The following is a 20,761-nucleotide window of genomic DNA, read 5'->3' as shown; positions in this document are numbered from 1 at the left end:
GCTCGGGCCACCAGCCCCAGCGGCGGGCTTGCCGCAGTACATGGCTGCTCCCACTAGTCCAGCAGGTTATGCGTTCGACGCTGGCGCCTGACACGAGTGAAGCACTCGGGTGGGCAGCGGTGCGTGCGTGGCCGTCAACCGCTAATCCTGCGCCGGCCTTATTGGCTTTGAGCTTAGGTACGGCACGCTGCGCTTGAGAATCTGACGAAGCTTGGTAGCGGTTTGCTGAAATCAGCGCGGCGCAGGCTGCGGAGTCTCCTTTTATTGTTCTCGAAGGGCCTGGTTAATTGGATGGCGATTGTGACTCACTCCGGCTTGCCCGCTGGAATGACCCTGCCATTCGCTTGCGCGCCTGTTCAAGCGGGCGTTCGGCCAGGTAGTAGCCCAATGCTCCGGCCGCAACGGAAAGAATGATGGACGCGGCAAACGCTGCTGGTTGCTCTGGCCAGCGTGTGGTTATGGGCAGCATGACAAGCAAGTGGAATAGGTAGGCTGAATAGCTGATGGCGCCGAGAAACGCCATCGGACGGCTACACAGCCATCGCCCCACGATTCCGTCGCCGTCTACCAGCAGCAGGACGAAAACAGCCCAGAGCAGGCTGAGGTACAGATGCTTGTCCAGAAGGTCACCGCTTAGGGGCGTCCCGAACAGCCATAGCCGAGCGCCGGGAAGTGCCAAGCACAATACGCCCAGGGTAAACAGCGCAGAGGGCGTAGCCAGCCTATGTCGGGGCAGACTGCGCATTGCCGGCAGCAGTAGAGCTGCCAGGATGCCAAAAAGAAAGGACGGAATGTACCAGCGCGTATTGGCTGAACTCTCAGGCGTCGCCCAATAGGGCCAGAGTGCTTGTTGCGCAACTAGCAAAGCGACCGCCCCGATCAGCGAGCCTGCGCTGCCGAGGCGCCGTTGCAGCGCCAGTCCGGCCCACGCAAGCGGTGGCAATAACAGATAAAACTTGAACTCCACCGGAATGGTCCAGAGGTGGATAAAGCCTTGCTGGAAAGTCAGGGCTGACCACAGTTGCTCGGTGGTCTGAATGCCGTGGCCAACTGCGAAATAGAACAGGCACGCCAGTGCATAGAGGGGCAGGATGCGCAGGCTGCGGCCCAGGGCGTAATCGACAAGATTGCCGACGCCGAACCCTTTTTGTTGCAAGCGCAGGGTAAGCAGAAAGGCGCTGAGCACGAAGAACAGCCAGACGCCATACTTACCACCGCCCCTAAGCTCAGGAAATATTTGCGGCCAGCAAAAGCTCAGGCCATGCATGACCAGCACTATAAGACAGGCAGCGCCGCGTATTCCGTCGGCAGCGGGAAGCTTACGAGCAGTCGGTGATGAAGGAGTCGTCATCTGCGTTTCGATCTGGTACGGGCGCCGTAGTATCAGGCTTGGTCGGAAACTATTAAACCATGGTGCGCATCAGCAGCGGTGTACGGGACGTTACGATATGAGTCGTTGGTGCGATAGCTGTCGGTTACAGACAAAGAAAAGGGCAGCCCGTGGGCTGCCCTTTCATCCAGCTAAACCGCTTTCAAATAAAGCTTAGAAAGTGGCGAAGCTGTTGCCGTCTTTGGCAACGGTGTAGCTCTGAACGCTCAGGCCGTAATCGTTGGCATTGGTGGTGGTGCCGGTAGCCGGGAACTCACCATCAACCAGTAGGCGCAGCTTGCCCTCACCGGCCAATACCAGCCCTTTGGCGGCGGCAGCGTCGAAGATCTGCTTGACGCTGATCTGAGTGGTGGAGGAACGGGCAGCCAGGGACGCGGACTGACCAGCGATGTCGCTCAGGTTGATGGTCTGCTGGGCACCATTGTCAGCGATGACGGTGATGTAAACATTACCGGCAACGTTGGTCTTGTTGGAGATACGAACGAAGTTCTCGTAAGCGCCGCCCGGCTTCAGAGCGAGGTCAACGTACTGGGAAGCGCCGTTCTTGGCCAGCTCACCAATCTTGCCGATGTTCACGCCAGCAGTAGTAGTGTTAGCAGCCGGAACGACCTTGTAGTTAGCGGTGTAGCTGGACGGTGCGATGGTGTTGGCTGCGCCGCCGGCAACGTGGTAAACAACGTCAACATAAGCTGGAGTGGCCGGGTTGCCTAGCACTGTTGCGTCGATTACGAATGTGGCCTTGGTCGAAGTCAGCGAGCTGGCCGGAGTGCCAGTAGCGTCAGTTGCATCACCGGCAAGCTTCACAGCAGCTGGGACCAGCGCGCCAGCAGTTTTCAGGCCTGCAGAGAAGTCGCCTTCGACTTCCAGCGCGGTGCCTGCACCTACGAGGCTGGCAAGAGTAACGGGCGCCATGCTGTAGTTGACCAAGCTTGGAACTGCGTCGATCGCGACCGCGCCGATCTTGGCGCTGTTGGCATCCAGGGCGCCAGTGAAAGCGGTGGACGTGGGGTTAGCCGCAACATCGATTACGCGCTGAACGCTGAAAGGCTGGAAGGTAGCAACCAGGCCAGTGCCGAATTTGATGTAAGGCTTGGCAGCTACGTTAACCAGTGCGTTGGTGCCATTGACGGCATCAACAGCGGTCTCGAAAAGCTGGTAGCTAACGCCGACTTCGTTTTTGCCAGTCAGGGTTAGGTTATTCAGGGTTAGGACGACATCATCAGTCGGTGCCAAGTTTGCGGCTGGAGTGACTTCCATGATAACGAAGCTCTGGCCTGCGCCGCCTTGGGAGAGCGCGCCAGCAGCAGCGCCAGCTGTGACGCCTGGGGCGTTCGTGAACTTAGCACCATTTGTCAGGGAAACTTTGATGTAACGCTGGGTCGCGGTGGTAACCGAGAAGCCCAGATCCCAAGTCAAGGTGTCCGCAGTGGTGACAAGGTTGCTTGCCGGCAGGGACAGCTCGGTTGCGATGGTATTTACGGCTGGCGAGGCAGCGGTGAAGTCAACGTTAGCTGCGAATGCGTTGATGCTCAGGGCAGAAACTGCCAGGGCGAGTAGTGTCTTTTTCATGATGCGGAGTCACTCCAAATGTTGTGTTGGTTCGAAGTCCTTCGAACCGTCCTTTCACCTGCCGTTTACGGGTGCTCGCTCTCTTCCGGAAGGGAACGAGCGGCATTCGGCGGGTGGGTCTCCCCCCCAGGGGTTGGCCGAGGTGGATGATATCGATCCGGTATCAAAGTGCAAGTATAAAGGATTAGCTCTGATGGCTTATACGACCAAATATTGCCGTCAATATCACGGCTGTTAAGCGGTAAGGCCTAGAGTTGGTGCGGGTTTAGCGGGGAATTGAGCCGTTTGTCGGCTTTGTGCGGATATGCCGACAGATAGATGGCGCCGTATGGCTGGCGATGAGGGTGGTGGTTTAATTCCTGTGTCATCACCTGGTTTGGGGGTGTTGCTAGTGGTGCCGAGGCGCACACTCTGCTTTTGGAAATGTGGGCTGGGTTAGTGGGGGCTGATGGTGGCGCGGTAGGGGCGGTGTTCTGGAAGCAGTGCAGGTTCACGGCCATGGGCCGCTCCTACGGGGAGGGGTGGGTGTGCGGTTGTGGTGCGGGTGTCGTATGCGCCTGTGGGGTTGTGTAAGGCATGGCTTTGGTTTGGTGGGGGCGGTTCGCGGCCATGGGCTGCTCCTGCAGGCGGGGCGATTGCAGGGGGTGGAATGGCGTTGAAGCGAGGTTAGGGCGCTGAGGTGTGGCGGGCTGGTGGCGAGGGCAGTGTGGCGGGGCCGTGCAAGGTGTGCGGGATGGCCCCGGTTGTGGTGTGGCACCGGTTCGCGGGCGTGGCCCGCTCCTACAGGGTGGGTGGTGTGGGATTGGCTTCGGGGAGCCTGTTGAAGCCGCGACGGTCCAGGTCTGGTGCGCTGTTCAGAGGCAGACGTTCCTGATAGCTGCTCGTGAGGCTCTGTGCCTCGTCGAAGTCGCGAATGATGTAGGGGATGATCATCACGATCAGCTCGGTGCGGTTCTCGCTGGCGCTCTGGGATTTGAACAGGTTGCCCACCCAGGGAATATCGCCCAGTAGCGGCACACCGGTATCACCGCGGCCCTTGCTGCTGGAGATCAGGCCAGCCAGCATCACGGAGCCGCCGTCACGCAGCGTCAGGGTGGTTTCTACCTTGCGGTTGTTGATGATGGGTGTGAGGCTTGCGCCGGTCCCGGTATCGGTGCTCTCCGATAGTTCCTGGCTGACTTGCAGGTCGACCACGCCGCTGGCCTGCACCGTGGGCTTTATACTGAGCAATACTCCGGTCTTCCGGTATTGCACTGTCTGGGTGATTGGGGCATTGGTTGTGTCAGTAGACTGCGTGGTACCGGTTACAACTGGGATCTCATTACCCACTTCGATATGGGCTTCCTCGCCGCTGCGAACCATCAGCTTGGGGCTGGAGCGGATCACGGCCTGCTTGTTTTCATAGAAGGCGTTGAGCGCCGCTTTGGTCTGGCCGGCGCTGTTCAGTGCGCTGATATTCAGACCGCTGGCACCGATGCCATTCGCGGTGCCGAGGATCAGGTCTGTAGCGCCGATGCTGGCGGTGATGTTACGCCAGTCGATACCCAGGCCCTCGCGGTCGTTGATGTTTACCTCCGCCAAGAGCACATCGATCATCACCGAGGGCACGGGGCGGTCCAGTTCTTCGAGTAGTGGACGCAGCTGTAGCCACTGCTGGCCGCTGCCCTTGTAAATAATGGCGTTGCGGTTGGCGTCTACCACGACATTGCCTTGCTCGGGGTTGCCTTGGATTGTCGTAGGCCCGCTGCTGACACTGTTATTTGCACCGCGGCTGCCTGAGGTGCTGCCAAAGCCTGAGCTTCCGGTCAGGCTGCTTGCGCTATTGCCCGTTGCGCTGCTGGTATTGCTGTTGTTCAGCCCTGTATCTGGGATGCTGGCGCTGTAGCCGAGCGCGCCAAGCATCGTCGCAATGCCGGCAGCCTGAGTGTTGCGCACCTGATAGACAAACAGGCCGCTTTCGACCTGCTCCTGGCTCTGGCGATCGAGCAGTTCCACCCAGTGCCTGGCTGTATTGAGAACTTCAGGGTCTGCGGCAAATATGATCAAGCGCTGCAGGTCCTTGAGTCTCAAGACGGTAACACCACCAAGCGGCGGGCTTTCAGACACGTCGTATCCTTCTGCTCGCAAGACGCTAATCAAGGCATTCCCGAGGGCATCTGCGTCCGAATAAACCGGGCTGATGGCCATGCTGTGGCTACCCTTGAGTGCCGGCTTATCGAACACTTCTATGGCTTGGCTGGCTTGGCGTATGAGGTCGATAGGGCCGCGCAACAGTACGGAATTCGTGATGGCATCGCTGCTGACCTGCAAGCTGCTTCCGGCGAACATTTCGTTAAGCCAGCTGACCATCGAGTCAGCGCGTACTACGCGCATGGGGATCTGCTGAAACACCGGGCGGTGCGACATGGGCACATCGGGAAGGGCGCTGCCGCTGACCAACAGCGGCAGGCTGTCATTGGCGGTGTTGTCGGCGACCTGGAAATACAGCACGCCCTCGCGCTCGGCGATGGCAACGCCATAATCATTCAATACGAAGCGAGCCGTGGCGAAGATGTCGGCCGGGGGTTGGGGCTCGTTCAGGCGCAGCGATACCAGGTCGCTCTTGCTCTGAAGCGCGGGGGCGATGCTGAAAGACAGGCCAAGGCGGTTGCCGAACACTTCGTTGATGAAAGCCGGCAGCGGGAAGTTGTTCAGGTTCAGGCTAATTGCCGGGCCGGTGAGGTCCTGGCCCAGGGCATCGGCGCTGGCCTCGACATAGGTCGGGCCGCTGCGCACCCGGCCGGGCGTGGTCTGAAAGCGCTGCGCCTTGAGCGTCTGTTCGTCACGCACCGAGCCCTGCTGCAGGTTGGCATCGTAGGCTTCCTGCTGCTGCGGCGGGCGAATCGGCTCGGGCAGTGGCGTAGGGCTGGGATCGATGGCGCAGCCGCTCAGCATAACGGCCAGCGTGAGCAAACTGAGAGGGAAGCGCGAGAGGCGGCAGCGGAGCTGGCCGGGCTGAGCGTTGGAGGTCATGTAGATTCTCGTAATGTCGGCGGCCCCGGTATGTTCCGGGGTTTTTCTATTCTGCGGCTGGCTCGGGATAGAGCGGCAACTCGCCAGTGCCGCCTTCGTCATCCCGCCAGAGCAGGGACGTCGGCTTCAATTCGCTTACGCGGCGTTGCTCATCCAGCCGGTCACCGGGTCTGAGCGTAAGGATGTTCTGCTGCGGATCCTGCACCAGGGCGCTGAGGCTGCTGCCCTGGCGAATCACGCCGATCAGCTTCCAGTCATGCTGTGTCGCCCCACGCTGGCTATCGGCTGACGCCGGGTCCGCTTCAGTGCTGTTGGTCGGCTTTTTGCCCGGCCAATAGTTGGCAAGGTTTTCCGGCAGCTCGGCGCGTGGCGTCTCGCTGGCGGCCTCAGGCCAAGCCCAGCCTTCTTCGGTATCCTGCAGGGCGCTGGGCGTCGGCTGTGGCCAGAGGTAGCCGATCAGCGGCAGGCCGAGCACCAGTGTCAGTGCAGCCAGGATCAGTCGCGCATTCATTCGGCGCTGCTCCAAGGGCGGTACCAAGCGGTGCCGATTAACGAGAAGACCAAGTGGCTGTCGCGCTGTGCCTGCACGTTCAGGTTGTCGATGCGATAGGTGGGTTTGGCAGTCTCCATGGCAGTGATCAGTGCATAGAGCTGTTCGCCCTGTGCATTGCCCGCCAGGCGCAGTTGCAGCGGAATCAGTCCGGTTGCGGGGTCGGCCTTGCCCGCGGTCGAAACCTCGATGCGGATCTGTTCGAGGTTCTGTTCGGCAAGTAGCGCCTGGGCGCTGGCCTGTATGTCGGCGCGGGCAAAGGCTTCACTGTCGGCACTGCCGAAATGGCGCTTGGCCTGATCGTCGAGTCGGGCACGCGCCTGGTCAAGGCGCTCGACCCATTCGTCCTGCCCGGCCAGCTGGCCGGCATCAAGAAGTTGTTCCTGGATATCGCGAATGGCCTGCTGTTGCTCGCTGCGCGCATCGCCCAGCAGCAGGTTCAGATACAGCAGGGCGATCAGTGGGATCGCCAACACGCCCAGGCGCAGCCGTGGGTTGGCGTCGAGTTGCTCGCGGGCCTGCGCCCATTCACGCCGCAGCCAGGCGCTCATCGATTGGCTCCGGCGGCAAAGGGGACGGCCTGCAGCGTCACCATGTTGTTACGCGGCTCGGGTTGTACCTGGACGCTATCGACCAGCCCGGTTTCATCCAGGCGGCGGACGTAGTCGCGCGGGTCCGGGCTCGGGTCGAGGAGGAAAATCTGCAGGCGGCCGGGCTGGTAGTCGTAGCGCTGCCAGAGGCTGGCGCTGGATGGTAATGCTTCGCCAATACGCGCAATCAATTCGCCCTGGCGGTGGCTGAACAGTGCCTGACGGGTGAGCCAGCGGTCCCGGCTTTGCAGGACGCGCCGTCGCGCTTGCGCCTGGAGTTGGCTGCCTTCCTCGAGTTCCGACAGTTGGATAGCGAGCTGCTCCTGCTGCCGGCTCAAGTCCAGCCAGGCGCCTGACTGGATCAGCAGGGCCGCGAACAGAATGGCGGCGACGCCCGCCAGGGCCATGCGTTGCACGAGCTGGCGATCGGCTGCCTGCAGCGGGCTGCGTTGGGTCAGGTCGAGGTCGAGTTGCGGCAGCTCGGATGTGGCGTTGGTGGTCCAGCGGCTGTCGATCAGCTGGCCGTCTCGCCAGCGCTGCCATTCAAGCCCATTGATGCCTGACACCATGCGTTCGCCGTCGGTGAGCGAGTTGGTCAGGCTCAGCGCGGAATCCGGCAGGATGCTGTAGCGCGCGGCTTGCGGCACGCGCTGCAGCAGCGCAGCCTGGTCCCAGATCCACAGCTGAGCACGCCCGTCCTGCCAGTTCGCGTAATGGCCAGGCTCGCTGAAGGGAGAGAGCAGCAGCAATTGTTGCTGGAGCGCCTGGGGGCGTTTGCTTGCTGGAATCTTGCTGAAATCAAGGTTGAAAAAAAGGCTTAACTCTCTCGACAGCAGAACGCGAGGCCGCAAGCCAGCGTACGCTTGTTGCCGGATTTCGTGTCGGTCAACCGTCCATTGCTGGCTCGAGCAGCGGCGGGAAAGCCACTGGCTGAGGCGTGCGGCAAGGCTGCTCGTGGTCAAGCGAGAAGAGATAATCTATTTCCCAAGGGGTGGTTCTGGAAGTGGGCGTGGATGATAGCCCAAGCCATGTCGGCTGTCTGCAATCGGCCATGACCGCCCATAGCTTAATTCTCAGGTACGGCGAGGCCTGGCTGGGGGTTGCGAGAGGGTCGAGCGGAATGATCCGGCCAAGGCGCTCGTTGGCATCCGCCAGGTCTGCGAAGGGCTTGATTTGCCGTGCCTGGACAAGGGCTTCGGCCAGGTTTTCATCGATCCCGGGGATAGTCTGCAACACCGCGGCGGGCGCGGTGTTGAGGTTGTGCAGTTGGCCGCTACGTGTGGTCGCGAAGGGGAGCATCGCCAGCAGCGGGCCATGCAGGGCGGTACTGTCGAGCAGGTTGAACACTTGGCCGGGGCTGATCATCAGGCGCTGCGGAGGCGGCGCCAGTCCCTGATTGAGGTAGTCGCTCGAGGTGGCGCCATTGAGGCGACGCAGATCGTCCTGGTCGGTGTAATCCTGGAGCTGGTCGAGAAAGCGTTCGGCCTGCTGCGGCGTCAGACCGTTCTGCCTGAACAGCGCTGTCCAGCGTTCGCGATCCGGGTCGAGCAGGCTTAACAGCGAGCCTTCGTCCTGAAGGGCGAAGCTGCTGTTGCCGATGCCCTGATAGCGTCGGCCATCGACGAACAGATGCGGGTAGGCGCTGATATCAACGTCGGCTGCCGTATTGGAAAAAGGGTCATAGCTGCTTTCTGCAGGTGGTGGGCTGCGCAGCAGATAGGCGTTCTGGACCAGGGGGCGTGTAGCGACCACATGCAGCAACGTGGCGAGCGTGGCATCCTGGTCCAAGCGGCCCTGCAGCTGCTGTCGCAGCTGGAAGGTCTGCTCCAGGCGTTGTTCCGCATAACTGGAGATGAACGCGGCGACCAGCGACAGCACCATCAACAGACCCAGCACGGCGATCAGTGCAAAGCCCTGGCTGCGCTTCCCCGCTGCATGGACGGGCCATGCCCGCGAACTCGAGGTGGCAGCCCCGCCGCGCAGCATCGGCTCACTCTGAGGGAGCGATTCGCAGGCATAGCCTGCTTCTGTTGAAGGGGGGGGGAGAATCATCAGAAGTCGCGATAGTCGAGGCGAGGATAGGTGCGCCCGGGCAGGTTGGCATACCAGCGCAGGGTCGGGCCGTCGGCAGGTGTTACTTCCAATGCGATGGCGTCCGGAATGCTGCCGTCGTCTGCAGTTTGCATGGCATTGTCCGATGGCAACGGCCACCGCTCCGCGGCCGAGCCATTTGGGGCGCGATAGATGAAGCGGCCTCGGCTGCCTGCCGGCCAACGTACGATCTCCCAGTCGATGCCATTTGGCTGGCTGTAGGACAGCTTCAATTCGCCGGTTTCTGCCTCGCTCAGTTGCCAGCTGAAAAAGCTCACCCGGCCATTATTCCCTTGCAACGGCTGGTGCGTGACGCCGCCGAGTCGTTGCGCATCGCCACTGAAATGGCGCGGAGCGTCAAGTTCGGCCTGAGTGCCGGCTAGCGTTTCGGAGAACCAGCGATAGCCCAGTTCGAGCGGCATGCCCTCGCTCTGGCGACGCTGCACGCGCTCATAGGTACTCAGCGCGGTGCCAAAGCCCTGCATCAGCAGGCTGGTCACCAGCGCAAGTATCGTCATAACGACCAGCAGCTCAAGCAGGGTCATGCCTCGCTGGTTGCGATGCCGTCGTTCAAAAGCCATCGGTAGGCTCGGGCAGGCCTGGCTTGAGCCGGTAGTTGACGATGCGGGTATGCAGCGGGGGTAGGGAGCGGTTGGCTGTGTGCGGGGTCAGTGTGACCGCGTACAGCGACAGCAGGAAATTGCTGCCGCCATAGGATGCGGTTCGGGATACGTCAAGCTCAATGGCGTTCGCCTGCCAGTCGACAGTGATGTTGCCGGAATTGAATGCACCCTCGGGGCGCTGGGCCAGGTCCACGGTTTTCAGGTACTGGCTGGCACTGGCGATTGCCGGGCCGGCTTCTACGTAAAGTTCGGCGCGCTGCAGTTGCACCAGACTGCCGTTGATCCAGGCGAACAGCGCCATGCAGCTGCCAGCAAGTATCACCAGGGCGACGATGGCTTCGAGCAGCGAGAAGCCCTGTTGTCGGATGTAGATGGGTTTCATACGGTCACGAGCGCCACTGGCAGAGCGGTGCCTGAAGGCTGATGCTGTCCCGTTTGCTGTCGCCTTGCCATATCTCGATCTCGCCGCCCAGGCAGCTGCCGTTGCTCTGGTAAATCACCGGCGTTTTGGCGAGGACGCGCCAGCCGTCTGGCAGATCCAGTGGGGCGCCTTTTGCACCGATGCGCAACTGGGTGCCGTTGCGCAGGGCCAAAAGCGGAAGGCCATTGACCCTCTGTCGGACCTCCTGCAGCTGGTTCTTCACAGTCAGCTTGTCGCCCAGGTTGATGAAGCGAGGCGCAACGACGCCAGCAATCAGGCCGATGATGGTGATCACCACCAGCAACTCAATCAGGGTAAAGCCGCGTACCGGCATTCGCATGGCTACTTTTCCAGATAGCCTACTTCGGCATCCAGGCCGTCCCCGCCTGGCTTGCCGTCGGCTCCCTGGGAATACAACGCGAAGCCCTGAAGATTATCGACCGGGCTCTTGTAGACGTAGGGGTTGTTCCACGGGTCCTTGGGCAGCTCGTCTTCGAGGTAAGGGCCTTGCCAATTGGCAACATCCGCAGGTTTGTGCATCAGCGCGGCGAGGCCTTGTTCGGTGTTGGGGTAGCTGCCCACATCCAGACGGTAGGTCTGAAGCGAGCCGCGCAACATCTTGACCTGGGTGTCGGCCGTCTTGACCTTGGATTTGTCGACGTTGGAAAACAGCCGGGGGCCGACCAGGCCGGCGAGCATGCCGAGAATGACCAGGACGACCAACAGTTCGATCAGGGTAAATCCGCGGCTGCGGCGGGTGGCGAAAGATGACAGCTTCATAGGGGTTCCGAGGTTAGATGGCCATGTCGTTGACGCTGGTAATGGCCAGGATGATGCCAAGGATGATAACGCCGATCACCGAGCCGATCAGCAGGATGGCCACGGGCTCGATGAGCGCCATGAGCTTTTTCATCCGGTTCTTGCTGTTTTCTTCGTAGAGGTTGGCAAGCGATGCGAGCATCTCCGCCGCCCGGCCTGTCCGCTCGCCGACCTTTATCAAATTGATGCCGGTGCGGTTGAGGGTGTGCGTTTCCTCCAGGGCAGAGGAGACGCTCTTGCCTGCGCGCACCTGGCGGATCACCTCCTGCATGGCGGCACGCCGGCGGGGGATGCGCATCGAGGCGGTAGACAGGCTCAGCGCCGCGAGCAACTCGACCTTGCAGGCGAGCATGGCGGACAGGGTATAGGACCAGCTCGCCATGTCGGTTTCAGTGAGCCAGCTGCCGATCACGGGCAGCCGTGTCAGCCAGTTGGTAAGGCTGGCGCGCATGGCTGGCTGGCGAAGCGCCGCAAGGCCCGCAAATACGGCGAGGGCGATCCCGCCGAGGAGCACCTCCCAGTTGGCGTTAAACCAGGTGCCGCTGCTCAGCACGGCGGTCGCCAGCCATGGCATGTCCGTGGCGCTGTTTTTGTCCAGCATGCCGCTGAATTTCGGGACCACCACAATGAACATCAGGAGCACCGCCGCGATGCCGGCGATCACCAGAATGATGGGGTAGGTCAAGGCGTTGCGGAGCTCGTTCGCCGTGCGATCGTCATATTCCATTTTTTCCTGGGCGCGCTTGAGCGCTCCGGCGAGATCGCCGGTGAGCTCTCCGGCACGCACCAAGTGGAGAAGGTAGTCAGGCAGTGGCAGGCCACTGCCTGCAAGCGCTTCGGAAAAGGATTCGCCATGTTGCAGAGCGCGCGCTATGCCTGCGAACGCGTGGTCGATCCGTTCGTGATGACCGGCGTCGGTCATGGCCTCGATCGATTCAGCAATCGACACATCGGATTCGATCAGGCGCGTCAGTTCATGCAGCGCCTGGGTGATGTGCTGTCGCGTCAATCGAGGCGTGAACAGGCCGGGGGCCTTTTTGCCTTCATCTGCCTTGAGGTCGATGGGCGTGATCGCCTTGCGTTGCAGCTCGCGCAAGGCGTCGACCTTGTTGGCGGCTTCCAGCAGGCCGGTCTGGCGCTCACCCTGAGCATCGAAACCGTCATAGGCGAATTTCATCGTGTAAAACCTGTTTCAGTTAGTGCAGGCAAGCGGCGCATTGTAGGGATTAATGCGGATGTTGTCGGCTCGGCCGTTTCATTCTTCAGTGCCGGCTGTCCGTATTTGTTTTCACCCGGTCATGAGCTTTTGTGTGAAAGCACTGGCATGGTCGCTAGAATGCGCCCTCTGAGAACGTTTGATCGTTCGGCGCGCTGCGCCGGCGATCCGAGGAGTTGCGATGAGGTTGGGGGAGCGTCTGGTCCTGGCGGGCATGGTCAGTGAAGATGACGTGCAGCGAGCGCTGAACTTGCAGCGGCAGACTGGCGGCCGGCTGGGCTCGATTCTCATCCGTATGGGTGCCTTGTCCGAAGATGCGCTGCTGGCCGTACTCGCCGAGCAGTCCGGGCTGCCATTGATGGCCGCCGCCGCCATGCCTGCGCCCAGTGATGCTTATGCCTTCATGGCTCAGCTTCCGGTTCGGCTGGATTGGCTGTTGGATAACAATCTGGTGCTATGGGAGGCCGAGGGCGATCTGCACATGATCGCCCGGGACCTGGCTGATTCGCGCGTCATCGATCTGGTGACCTATACCTTTCCCGATCGATCCCACAAGCAACACCTGGCAAGAGCTCAGGACATCGATAACCTGGTCGGGCAGATCCGTCGCGAGAGTGCGGTGTCCGATCTGTTTCGTGACGATAGCCAGACACTCAAGAGCCTTATCGAAGAGGCCCCGGTCGTCGAGTTGGTGAACAACCTGCTGGCGCAGGCGGTGGATTCGGGCGCGTCGGATATTCATGTGGAGCCGGAGGAAATCCGTTTCACGGTGCGCATGCGGGTGGATGGCGTGCTGCATACGCGGATGGTCCAGCCGTTCGAGCGTTACCCCGCGGTTGGCTCGCGTATCAAGTTAATCGCTGGGTTGGACATTGCAGAAAAGCGCCTCCCTCAGGACGGGCGTATCACGCTGCGCTTGAGCGGCAAGGACATGGACATTCGTGTCTCAACCGCTCCGGGCATTTTTGGCGAGTCGATCGTGATGCGTTTGTTGCCCAAGAATCGGGAAGAGCTGTCGCTGGGGGGGCTTGGGTTCGAAACCGATCATCTGGAGATGCTCAAGCAGTGGCTGGGCTTTCCGAACGGCATTGTGCTGGTGACCGGCCCTACTGGTTCGGGTAAGTCCACGACTCTGTATGCCGCACTCGGCGAGATGCGCGACGGTAGCAACAAGATCATCACGGTCGAGGACCCGGTCGAGTATCAGGTGCCAGGCGTGACGCAGATCCAGGCCCACGCCGAGATCGGCTATACCTTTTCACGGGCGTTGCGCGCCATTCTCCGCCAGGATCCGGACACCATTATGATTGGTGAGATTCGTGACCTGGACACGGCGCAAATCGCGATCCAGTCAGCGTTGACTGGTCACTTGGTTCTGTCGACCTTGCACACCAACGACGCAGCATCGGCCTTCACTCGTCTGGTCGACATGGGGCTCGAGCCGTTTCTGGTGGCCGCTTCGGTTCGCGGTGTTCAGGCTCAGCGGCTGGTGCGCAAGCTGTGCCGGCACTGTGCAGAGCCGGACGAGGCGCCAGTGCTGCCGGCCGAGTGGCATGCGCTGGGCGGCGGTGGGCAGGGTGACTGGAGGCGTGCGGTCGGTTGCTCTCATTGCCATAACACAGGTTATCGCGGCCGGATGGGGATCTACGAGTTGATTCCGTTGACTGGTGCGTTGCAGCAATTGGTCAACCGACAGGCTCCGCTGCAGGAAATGAAGGCTTTGATCCGCAAGCAAGGCCATCGCGGCCTGCTTGAGGATGGACTGATCAAGGCTAGCCGAGGCCTGACCAGCATCGAAGAGGTCATGCGTGTCGCTTACGTTGAGCAGGATATGGAATGAGCATGAAAAACGGGAATTCGGACGTCGTGCAGCAGCGGGTAGACGTCGACGCCAATACACGAGCGCGGTTGAAAAGCCAGACGCCCGCCGCCATCTGGCTCACCGGGCTCAGTGCGGCAGGTAAATCCAGCATTGCCAACGCGTTGGAGGTCGCGCTTGTCGAGCGCGGGCGTCATACCTATCTGCTCGATGGGGATAACGTGCGGATGGGCTTGTGTCGCGACCTGGGCTTCAGCGATGCGGATCGGGAGGAGAATATCCGCCGGATCGCTGAGCTGGGACGGCTGTTTGTGGATGCCGGGCTGATCGTGATCACCGCGTTCATATCGCCGTTTCGAGCTGATCGAGACTTGGCGCGTACCATCATTGGTAGTGACGCCTTTATCGAAGTATTCGTCGATACACCACTGGCCGAATGCGAGCGTCGAGACCCGAAGGGCCTGTATGGCAAGGCGCGCGCGGGGCTGATCAAGAATTTCACGGGGATCGACTCCGCCTACGAGGCGCCGCTGAGCCCGGAGATCCGGTTGGAGACCCTGGACCGGAACCTTCCGGAGGTGGTCAACGAGATTCTGGAGTATCTGGACAATCGCTTCGTCGGCCATTGAAGTGGCGTGTGTCTCTGCGCGTGCAGCGGTGGGTGTGAATGCTTGATCCTTTGATACTCGCAGGACTGGGGGTCGGCATTCTCGTCGGGCTGACCGGGGTGGGCGGTGGGGCGATGATGACACCGCTGCTGGTCCTGCTGTTCGGCTACGCCCCAGGTGTTGCCGTGGCGACCGACCTGTTGTTTGCCGCTGTGACCAAGACGTGCGGCGTCGCGGTTCATTACCGCGCCGGAACGATCGACCGCGTGGTGCTGCGCCGTTTGTTGATCGGAAGCTTGCCGGCGGCGCTGCTCGTCGGAGTGAGCCTGGGCTATTGGAGGGAGGAGGGGCCAGGTGCGCTGGACCAGTTGATACGTGACGCGATGGCCTGGCTGCTGTTGTTGTCGGCGTTAGGGGTACTCTGCCGTAAACAGCTGCACCGGCTGGGGACTTCATTGCGCTTGGCGCGCGCCAAGCAGTTCAAGTGCTGGCAGGGAGGGCTTACGGTTGCCGCGGGCTCCTTCATTGGAGTCGCCGTGAGTCTGACGTCCGTCGGCGCCGGTGCCCTGGGAGCCGTGGTCTTGCTGTATCTATATCCCTTTCGTTTGCAGGGTGCTCGGTTGGTGGCGACAGACATGGCGCATGCCATACCGCTGGCGCTTGTGGCCGGGGCAATGCACTGGATGACGGGGGCGGTTGATTGGGCGCTTCTGGCCGCTTTGCTTACCGGGTCGATACCGGGCGTGCTGATCGGTGTCTGGCTGAGTCGGCGACTGGCGGTTCAGTGGCTCAACATGGCGATCGGCTGTCTGCTTGGAGCAAGTGGGTTGAGGTTGCTGGTCGGTTGATTCCTTTTTGCTGTGCACGCTGCGGCGCTCTACATGTGATATCGCGTTTGCGATAACTGCGGTTTTAAGCGAAAGACTGCGTAGAATCCGTATTTCGCGGCGAGGATCGCTGCAAAAGCCAGAGGCTGAGTTTGAAAAGAAAGATCATCGTGACAGGTGGTACAGGGTTCGTCGGTGGCGCTTTGTTGACACGTCTTGTCGCGCGGGGAGATAGAGACGTTTTGGCCTGGATTCGTCGCGTGGACTCTAATCTTCCTGTGGGCGTCGTTCCTGTCGTTCCTGTCGTCCCGTCGTTCAATCGTATTTTCGCTGCGGGTTCACCGGTCGAGAACTTAGACGTTGTAGTTCATTGCGCGGCCCGTGTGCACGTGATGAGCGATACAGCCATTGACCCCTTGGGCGAATTTCGCAAAGTCAATGTTGACCTCACACTCGAGCTGGCGCGAGGTGCGGTTGCAGCCGGAGCCAAACGCTTCATTTTTCTTAGCACGGTCAAGGTCAACGGAGAATCTTCCGGTCCGGGGCTCGCTTTCAAAGACGGTGATACGCCACAGCCGATGGACCCCTATGCAGTCTCCAAGCTCGAAGCGGAAAGGGAGCTGCGCAGCCTGGCAGAGGACACAGGGCTGGAAGTCGTCATTATTCGCGTGCCGCTAGTTTACGGGCCGGGTGTGAAGGGCAACTTCCGTAGCATGATGCGCTGGCTTTCGACCGGCCTACCTTTGCCGCTGGGTGGTCTAAACAACAAGCGCAGCCTAGTGGCGCTGGGCAATCTGGTCGATTTGATCGATACCTGCATTGCTCATCCGGCAGCGGCCAATCAAACATTGATGGTATGTGACGGGGAAGATCTGTCGATCAGCGAGCTATTGCGCCGCCTGGCTGCTGCCCTTGGACGTCCGGCAAGGCTGCTGGCGATACCCGGTGGCTGGCTGGCTATGGCGGCGCGGTTGCTGGGGCGCGAGGATGTCCATGCGCGGCTCTGTGGATCGTTGCAAGTGGACATGAGCAAGACCCAGGAACTGCTCGGCTGGGCGCCGCCTGTACGGGTGGACGATGCCTTGGGAGAAACGGCTCGGGATTATCTATATCAGAGCAGGTCGTGATGCCCTGGTGGATATTGCCGCTGGCATTCGTCGCGTCCTTTGTGCTCACCGCTGGGTTGCGGAGTTATGCGCTGCGCCGAAGTCTGATCGACGTGCCCAACGCACGCAGTTCCCATTCGGTGCCCACCCCACGGGGCGGCGGCGTGGCGATCGTTGCGGTAGTTGCCGTTGGATTGTCCGCGCTGCCGTTTGCAGGGCTAGCCAGCGAATCGCTGATCTGGGCCGTTGTTGGGGCGGGGCTGGGCGTCGCAGCGCTTGGCTTCGCCGATGACCACGGGCATATCGCTGCTCGTTGGCGGTTGCTGGGGCATTTTCTGGCTTCGGGCTGGGCGTTGTTCTGGCTGGGCGGGTTGCCTTCGCTAACCGTCTTCGGTGCAACGCTGGATCTCGGTTGGATGGGGCACCTGCTGGCGCTGCTGTTTCTAGTGTGGATGCTAAATCTCTATAACTTCATGGATGGCATTGACGGTATCGCCAGTATCGAAGCGATATGCGCCTGTCTTGGCGCTTTGCTTTGTTATGCCGTGGCTATGCCCGATAGAGCCCCGAGTGCATTGGGCCAGGTTGAATGGTTGTTGATCGCGGCGGTAGCCGGTTTCGGCTGCTGGAATTTTCCTCGCGCTCGGATTTTCATGGGCGATGCGGGAAGTGGCTTCTTGGGCATCATTGTTGCGATTCTCGCGCTGAACGCCGCCTGGGTAGCGCCACAATTGCTGTGGAGCTGGCTGATTTTACTGGGGGTGTTCATTGTCGATGCAACTTTCACGCTGTTACACCGTCTGCTGCGTGGCGAGCCGGTCTATCAGGCGCATCGCAGTCATGCGTATCAGTCTGCCGCTCGGCGGGTGAGCGGACACGTTTTGGTAACCTTCGCGGTGGCGGTTATCACACTGGGTTGGCTTCTGCCCTGGGCCATTGGCGTAGCTGCCGGCTTAGTCGATGGGACCGTGGCGTTAGTCATTGCCTATTCGCCATTGGTTGGACTTTGCGTTTGGCTTCGTGCGGGTTCTGCGGAGTGATATTGGTGGGGCATCGCCTGCTCCTACGAATTGCAATTAGGCAGGTTCTTTGATGCTGCGTGACTATCTACTAAGGCTGCCGAGACGCTACAAGCGCCTATTACAGGTCTTCGCTGACGTTATCCTCGTTTGGGTGTCATTGTGGCTGGCTTTCGTAGTGCGCCTGGGGTCTTTCGAGGAAGTGGATCCGTTCGGTGGCCACGCCTGGTTGTTTGCTCTCGCGCCGGTGCTGGCGATCCCGCTGTTTATCCGCATAGGGATGTACCGCGCTGTCATGCGTTATCTGGGCAACGATGCGCTGATGACTATCGCTAGGGCAGTCACGCTCTCTTCGTTGCTGTTGGCTCTGGCAATCTACTGGTACCGCGATGCGCCGGCACTGGTGCCACGGTCGCTGGTGTTCAACTACTGGTGGATCAGCCTGATGTTGCTCGGCGGTCTGCGCCTGCTGTTGCGTCAATATGTATTGGGCGATTGGTATCGAGGGATGCTGGTTGCTCCATTCAGTCGCGATGATGGCTTGCCCCGCGTGGCCATCTATGGTGCGGGTGCGGCGGGTAATCAACTGGCTGCAGCGCTGCGGATGGGGCGTGCGATGCGACCTGTCGCCTTTATCGACGACGATGCTGATATTACCAATCGGGTAATTGCCGGCCTCAAGGTTTACAAGCCCAAGCATATTGCTCAAATGATTTCCGATACTGGCGCCAGTGAAATACTGCTGGCTATTCCCTCCGCGACTCGGGCGCGGCGGCGCGAGGTTCTGGCCGACCTGGAACCCCATCCGCTGCATGTTAGGTCGGTGCCCGGCTTTATGGATCTAGCCAGTGGCCGAGTCAAGGTCGAGGATCTGCAGGAAGTGGATATCGCTGATCTGTTGGGGCGTGACAGTGTGGCTCCCGATGAAGATCTTTTGGCGCGATGCATTCAGGGGAAGGTGGTACTGGTGACTGGCGCCGGCGGCTCGATTGGCTCTGAACTAAGCCGGCAGATCGTGCAGCTAGCACCAGCGACACTGATTCTGCTAGATCACAGCGAATACAGCCTTTACGCCATCCACCGTGAATTGGCACAGCAGGTGAGTGAGCAAGCGCTTCGGCTTGATCTGATACCCATCCTGGGCTCGGTTGGGAATCCGCATCGGTTGCTAGACGTCATGCGGACCTGGAATGTGGATACCGTTTACCATGCTGCGGCCTACAAGCATGTACCGATGGTGGAACACAACATTGCCGAAGGCGTTTTGAACAACGTGATGGGGACGCTGCATTGCGCGCAGGCGGCTATCCAGGCTGGCGTGTCACATTTCGTGCTGATCTCGACCGATAAAGCGGTGCGCCCGACTAACATCATGGGCAGCACCAAGCGTCTTGCCGAAATGGCCTTACAGGCGCTCAGTCAGGAAGCAGCTCCGGTGTTGTATGGGCAGCCGACCGGCGTCAATCAGGTCAACCGGACCCGTTTTACGATGGTCAGGTTTGGAAATGTGCTGGGTTCTTCCGGTTCGGTAATACCGCTTTTTCGGGAGCAGATCCGCCGTGGCGGGCCCGTAACGGTCACGCATCCGCAGATCACTCGCTACTTCATGACAATCCCAGAAGCCGCGCAGCTCGTTTTGCAAGCAGGGTCTATGGGGCTGGGCGGGGATGTGTTTGTCCTGGACATGGGGGCTCCCATAAAAATTGCTGAGCTTGCTGAGAAAATGATCCATCTCTCTGGGCTTTCCGTTCGCACTGAGAGGAATCCAGCAGGCGACATCGCCATACAGTTCACTGGTCTGCGGCCGGGCGAGAAGCTCTATGAAGAATTGCTGATTGGCAATAATGTCACCCCGACACAGCATCCGATGATTCTGACTGCCAACGAAGCTTGCCTGCCTTGGGGCCAGTTCTGCGATGTGCTCGATAGGCTTATTCACGGCTTACAACGCGATGACTTCGAGCAGGTCCGGTTGGTGATGCGCGCTACCGTGGACGGCTATTTGCCACGTGACGAGATTGTCGACTGGGTTTATCGGCAACGGGAAGGCAAGCCGCTCATTTAGGCGCCGTTCCCGATAGTTCGCGGATCTGATAGACCTGCAGGCGCAACCATCGCTAACGTTGTGCTGCAAGTCGGGTCGGAAGTGCGCCGGACCTTAAAGGTATTCTGGTTGTATTATGCCGGTGAGTACCTCGTGTGGAATCTCCAGTTCAGGATGGCCGCTCGAATACGGTGCGATGCTGTAAACGTCGTATTTGAGCAAGACCTTGTCGCGCAGGAACGCGATGTTTGATGTCTGCTGAAACGGCCATTGACGGCTGAAAGCGGCATCGTGCTCGTTGGCCAGTAGCCATTGCTGATGCGCCTTCGCGGCAACGCGCCAGAAGGCGCCTTCCTTGCCCGGCAGCAGTACATCGGCGAGCTCCAGCTCACGGTCCTGCGATCGGTCGAAGTTGATGAAGCCGCGTCCGGGCATTCCGTGAGCGCCGCCAGTGTGGATATAGCTCGACAGCTCTACCACCAATAGCGGCGCATGTTGTTCGCGCAGCTTGGCTTGAAGATAGCTGCTCCAGCCTGGTTCCGCGTCTCGCAGGAAGGCCTGTTGATAACCCTCGAGCGACGCCGGGACTTCTGCATCCGGGCTGTTTACCGTCATCTCGCGCAACCGCTGGTCGATCAGCGCGTTCAGTGCGGGCTCGTTTTCAAACTGCTGAGTATCTATGTTCACCAATGGGCAGCTATCGTCTTGTGCAGGACAGCCGGCTGGACGTTGCTCGCTGAGAGTCTGTCGAGCCTCCACAGGCGGTTCTCCACCGAAGTGTTGGCAACCTCCAATGAGCAGGCTGAATGCTATTAACGCGATGGCATTGCGGATTGGCATCAATGGGTTGGCTCCTGCGGCGGTTTCAGTGCGGGTTCGAGTGCGTAAGCAGAGCGAAGTTCGAGAATTGCCAGCTGGGCATCTTCCGGCGTGCGAATGGTCTGCTAAGGGCTGCGTCTGAGCAAATGGCGCGCTACGATGGCAGCAGAGAGACCGCTCACGCTGTGACGGTTGCAGCCTTTTTCTGGTACCGGTAGGTGCTTGAATAAACCGATAT

The 20,761-nt window shown here is 60.3% G+C and carries 20 protein-coding genes; 7 read left to right on the top strand and 13 right to left on the bottom strand.

The genetic code is table 11. The features are described from left to right. Positions 1–283: 283 nt before the first annotated feature. The 12 genes from C1896_19400 to C1896_19345 all read right to left on the bottom strand — a co-directional run bounded on the left by C1896_19400 (position 284) and on the right by C1896_19345 (position 12,242). Positions 284–1,351, bottom strand: a complete 1,068-nt coding sequence (locus tag C1896_19400) for an acyltransferase (GenBank protein ID AZZ46894.1) — start codon at positions 1,349–1,351, stop codon at positions 284–286. A gap of 192 nt (positions 1,352–1,543) precedes the next feature. After that, positions 1,544–2,959 (bottom strand): hypothetical protein, encoded by a 1,416-nt coding sequence (locus C1896_19395; GenBank protein AZZ46893.1) that lies wholly within the window; start codon positions 2,957–2,959, stop codon positions 1,544–1,546. 780 nt (positions 2,960–3,739) lie between these two features. Further along, positions 3,740–5,971, bottom strand: a complete 2,232-nt coding sequence (locus C1896_19390) for a general secretion pathway protein GspD (GenBank protein ID AZZ46892.1) — start codon at positions 5,969–5,971, stop codon at positions 3,740–3,742. A gap of 46 nt (positions 5,972–6,017) precedes the next feature. Beyond that, the gene (locus tag C1896_19385; GenBank protein AZZ46891.1) at positions 6,018–6,482 is read right to left on the bottom strand and encodes a hypothetical protein; all 465 of its coding nucleotides are present in this window, start codon (positions 6,480–6,482) and stop codon (positions 6,018–6,020) included. Beyond that, positions 6,479–7,072: a hypothetical protein gene (locus C1896_19380; protein AZZ46890.1), complete on the bottom strand. Its 594-nt coding sequence runs from the start codon at positions 7,070–7,072 to the stop codon at positions 6,479–6,481. Before C1896_19380 ends, C1896_19385 begins: the two co-directional genes overlap by 4 nt. Continuing rightward, complete coding sequence (locus tag C1896_19375) at positions 7,069–7,860, bottom strand: hypothetical protein (GenBank protein AZZ47743.1); 792 nt, start codon at positions 7,858–7,860, stop codon at positions 7,069–7,071. Before C1896_19375 ends, C1896_19380 begins: the two co-directional genes overlap by 4 nt. A 136-nt stretch (positions 7,861–7,996) precedes the next feature. After that, positions 7,997–9,097, bottom strand: a complete 1,101-nt coding sequence (locus tag C1896_19370) for a hypothetical protein (GenBank protein ID AZZ46889.1) — start codon at positions 9,095–9,097, stop codon at positions 7,997–7,999. Positions 9,098–9,162: 65 nt separating this feature from the next. Continuing rightward, complete coding sequence (locus tag C1896_19365; protein ID AZZ46888.1) at positions 9,163–9,783, bottom strand: prepilin-type cleavage/methylation domain-containing protein; 621 nt, start codon at positions 9,781–9,783, stop codon at positions 9,163–9,165. Beyond that, positions 9,773–10,207: a prepilin-type cleavage/methylation domain-containing protein gene (locus C1896_19360; GenBank protein AZZ46887.1), complete on the bottom strand. Its 435-nt coding sequence runs from the start codon at positions 10,205–10,207 to the stop codon at positions 9,773–9,775. The genes C1896_19365 and C1896_19360 overlap by 11 nt, the downstream gene beginning before the upstream one ends. A 4-nt stretch (positions 10,208–10,211) precedes the next feature. After that, positions 10,212–10,586, bottom strand: coding sequence for a prepilin-type cleavage/methylation domain-containing protein (locus tag C1896_19355; GenBank protein AZZ46886.1), 375 nt, complete (start codon positions 10,584–10,586; stop codon positions 10,212–10,214). Positions 10,587–10,588: 2 nt separating this feature from the next. After that, entirely contained in the window at positions 10,589–11,026 is a 438-nt protein-coding gene (gene gspG, locus C1896_19350) for a type II secretion system protein GspG (protein AZZ46885.1), read from the bottom strand. 13 nt (positions 11,027–11,039) lie between these two features. Next, positions 11,040–12,242, bottom strand: coding sequence for a type II secretion system F family protein (locus C1896_19345; protein AZZ46884.1), 1,203 nt, complete (start codon positions 12,240–12,242; stop codon positions 11,040–11,042). 220 nt (positions 12,243–12,462) lie between these two features. Here C1896_19345 and C1896_19340 point away from each other — a divergent pair, with 220 nt between their 5' ends. The 6 genes from C1896_19340 to C1896_19315 all read left to right on the top strand — a co-directional run bounded on the left by C1896_19340 (position 12,463) and on the right by C1896_19315 (position 19,725). After that, positions 12,463–14,121, top strand: a complete 1,659-nt coding sequence (locus C1896_19340) for a type II secretion system protein (GenBank protein AZZ46883.1) — start codon at positions 12,463–12,465, stop codon at positions 14,119–14,121. Positions 14,122–14,123: 2 nt separating this feature from the next. Continuing rightward, a complete protein-coding gene (gene cysC / locus C1896_19335; protein ID AZZ46882.1) occupies positions 14,124–14,729 on the top strand; it encodes an adenylyl-sulfate kinase in 606 nt (201 codons plus the stop codon). A gap of 38 nt (positions 14,730–14,767) precedes the next feature. Next, positions 14,768–15,556, top strand: a complete 789-nt coding sequence (locus tag C1896_19330) for a hypothetical protein (GenBank protein AZZ46881.1) — start codon at positions 14,768–14,770, stop codon at positions 15,554–15,556. Between the two features lie 131 nt (positions 15,557–15,687). Beyond that, positions 15,688–16,662: an NAD-dependent dehydratase gene (locus tag C1896_19325; GenBank protein ID AZZ46880.1), complete on the top strand. Its 975-nt coding sequence runs from the start codon at positions 15,688–15,690 to the stop codon at positions 16,660–16,662. Continuing rightward, entirely contained in the window at positions 16,662–17,681 is a 1,020-nt protein-coding gene (locus C1896_19320; protein AZZ46879.1) for a glycosyl transferase, read from the top strand. Before C1896_19325 ends, C1896_19320 begins: the two co-directional genes overlap by 1 nt. Before the next feature lie 52 nt (positions 17,682–17,733). Next, the gene (locus tag C1896_19315; protein ID AZZ46878.1) at positions 17,734–19,725 is read left to right on the top strand and encodes a hypothetical protein; all 1,992 of its coding nucleotides are present in this window, start codon (positions 17,734–17,736) and stop codon (positions 19,723–19,725) included. A gap of 93 nt (positions 19,726–19,818) precedes the next feature. Here C1896_19315 and C1896_19310 read toward each other — a convergent pair whose 3' ends face one another. After that, positions 19,819–20,544 carry a DUF3298 domain-containing protein gene (locus C1896_19310; GenBank protein AZZ46877.1) on the bottom strand — a complete coding sequence of 242 codons (726 nt, stop codon included), beginning with the start codon at positions 20,542–20,544 and terminating at the stop codon, positions 19,819–19,821. A 2-nt stretch (positions 20,545–20,546) separates the two neighbouring features. On the opposite strand from C1896_19310, the gene C1896_19305 reads away from it, so the two are divergent. Then, on the top strand, positions 20,547–20,741 hold the full coding sequence (locus tag C1896_19305; GenBank protein AZZ46876.1) for a hypothetical protein: 195 nt from the start codon (positions 20,547–20,549) through the stop codon (positions 20,739–20,741). Positions 20,742–20,761 lie beyond the last annotated feature (20 nt).

This window comes from Pseudomonadaceae bacterium SI-3, from assembly GCA_004010935.1.
Classification (GTDB): Bacteria; Pseudomonadota; Gammaproteobacteria; order Pseudomonadales; family Pseudomonadaceae; genus Stutzerimonas.
This window is presented reverse-complemented; position numbering and strand designations above follow the sequence as displayed.